At 56.4% G+C, this 2,166-nt stretch carries 1 protein-coding gene; it reads left to right on the forward strand.

Annotated features, from left to right (window positions below):
• The first annotated feature begins 259 nt into the window (after window positions 1-259).
• A complete protein-coding gene (locus I2E45_RS10270) occupies window positions 260-1,954 on the forward strand; it encodes a phospho-sugar mutase (protein ID WP_006235592.1) in 1,695 nt (564 codons plus the stop codon).
• Window positions 1,955-2,166: the final 212 nt, after the last annotated feature.

The following is a 2,166-nucleotide window of genomic DNA, read 5'->3' on the forward strand; positions in this document are numbered from 1 at the left end:
GCGCCGCTGACCGGTGGACGGCACCGAGCCGTACGCTTGAACTGAGAAGGGGGAGGCCTCGCGGCCTCCCCCTTTTTTGCGTTTACGGGCAACATTCCTTATGCAATTAAATCAATTTAATCATCCACCGCTGAATATAGACGTTCACCGTTCTTTGGTCGGTTCTTTGTTCTCAATGGACTAATATTTGCTTTAGCGCACTGCTGCGCTTGTCCTGTTTTACACGGGTTGTTTTATTGATTGTGACGGAAGGACTCACATGGCAGATGTTCATGAGCTGCTTGATACTTGGATTGCCAATGTCAAGGACGAGGAGCTCCTCGCTGAGCTCAACACGATGAAGGAGCAGGGTGACGAAGACGCCATCACCGACGCTTTCTTCCAGGATCTCGCCTTCGGTACCGCCGGTCTACGTGGCACTATCGGTGCGGGCACTAACCGTATGAATATCTATACGGTTGGTCGCGCGACGCAGGGTTTTGCTGACTATCTCAATGCGACCTTCGAGCATCCGACGGTTGCCATCGCTCGCGATAGCCGCAATAAGGGTGAACTGTTCGTTAAGACGACGGCTGCCATTCTTGCCGCAAACGGCGTGACTGCTCTCGTGTATCCTAAGATTTCGCCCGTGCCGACGCTTTCCTGGGCCGTCCGTGACCTTAAGTGCTCCGGTGGCATTTGCATGACCGCTAGTCATAATCCGGCGCCTTATAACGGCTATAAGGCCTATGGCCCCGACGGCTGCCAGATTACCAGCGAGGCTGCCGATGCAATTTCTAAGGCTATCGCCGAGACCGATACGTTTACCGGCGTGAAGTCCATGGACTTCGATGAGGCTCTTGAGCAGGGTCTGGTCAAATGGATCGATGACTCGTGCCTCGAGCGTTATTATGACGCCGTTCTCGCCCGCGGCGTGACCAACCTTTCTGCCGAGGAGATCGCTGGCGCTCCGCTTAAGCTCGTCTACACTCCGCTCAACGGCACCGGCCTCATTCCCGTCACGACGGTGCTCGAGCGCGCTGGCATCACCGATGTCACGGTTGTTCCCGAGCAGAAGGAGCCTAACGGCGATTTCCCGACCTGCCCGTATCCTAACCCCGAGATTCGTCAGGCCATGCAGAAGGGCATTGACCTGTGCGAGCAGGTTCACCCCGATCTGCTGCTTGCAACCGATCCTGACGCCGATCGCGTTGGCGTTGCCGTTAAGAATGGCGATGACTATCTGCTGCTGACCGGCAATGAGATGGGCGTTCTGCTGCTTGACTATATCTGCAAGACCCGCGCTGCTCGCGGTGAGGACCTCACTAAGAAGGTTGCTGTCACTACTATCGTTTCTTCCGCCATGGTTGACGCTCTGGCCGACGAGTACGGTTTTGAGCTCCGCCGCTGCCTGACGGGCTTCAAGTACATCGGCGACATCATTACTTCTCTTTCCGATGCTGGCGAGGTCGATCGCTTTATCTTCGGTTTTGAGGAGAGCTACGGCTATCTGGCCGGTGACCACGTGCGCGACAAGGACGCCGTGAGCACTTCTCTTCTGATTTGCCAGATGGCGCAGTATTACAAGCTCCAGGGCAAGAACCTTGCAGATGCGATGCACGAGCTGTACGAGAAGTATGGCTACTATCACAACAAGACGATTTCGCTGAGCTATCCGGGCGCTGAGGGTGCGGCAAAGATGGCCGGCATCATGGCCGGTCTGCGCGAGAACCCGCCCGCGGAGCTCGCCGGTTCCAAGATTGAGGCCGTCGTTGATTACAACACCTGCGTGAACGGCCTGCCGAAGGCTAATGTTATTGAGTTCGATCTTGAGGGTGGCAACAAGGGTATTGTTCGTCCTTCCGGCACCGAGCCCAAGATTAAGCTGTACATCTTCGCTAAGGGCGCGGATGCCGCCGAGGCAGATGCAGCACTTGACGCGATCGAGGAGTCCGGTCGCAAGCTGCTGGCATAAGGTATTTAAGAGTCTATTGCTATAGATGGGCGAAAGAGGGGATCTCGGATGCGAGGTCCCCTCCTGTTTTTAACCAGCCAGCCGAGACTACTTATATGTGTAGGAAATGTGTACGCCCAGATTCCCGCCCACGGGGCCCCTCCGGTCTGGCAATATATCTCCTTGCCGCGCGGCCCGGTCGGACCGGATCAGCCGCGGGGCGTGCACCTTGA

The organism is Collinsella aerofaciens (genome assembly GCF_015555045.1).
Classification (GTDB): domain Bacteria; phylum Actinomycetota; class Coriobacteriia; order Coriobacteriales; family Coriobacteriaceae; genus Collinsella; species Collinsella aerofaciens_W.

Bases quoted from the DNA above. Each gene is read 5' to 3' on its own strand.
- I2E45_RS10270 (WP_006235592.1), top strand. From the start codon at position 260: ATGGCAGATGTTCATGAGCTGCTTGATACTTGGATTGCCAATGTCAAG.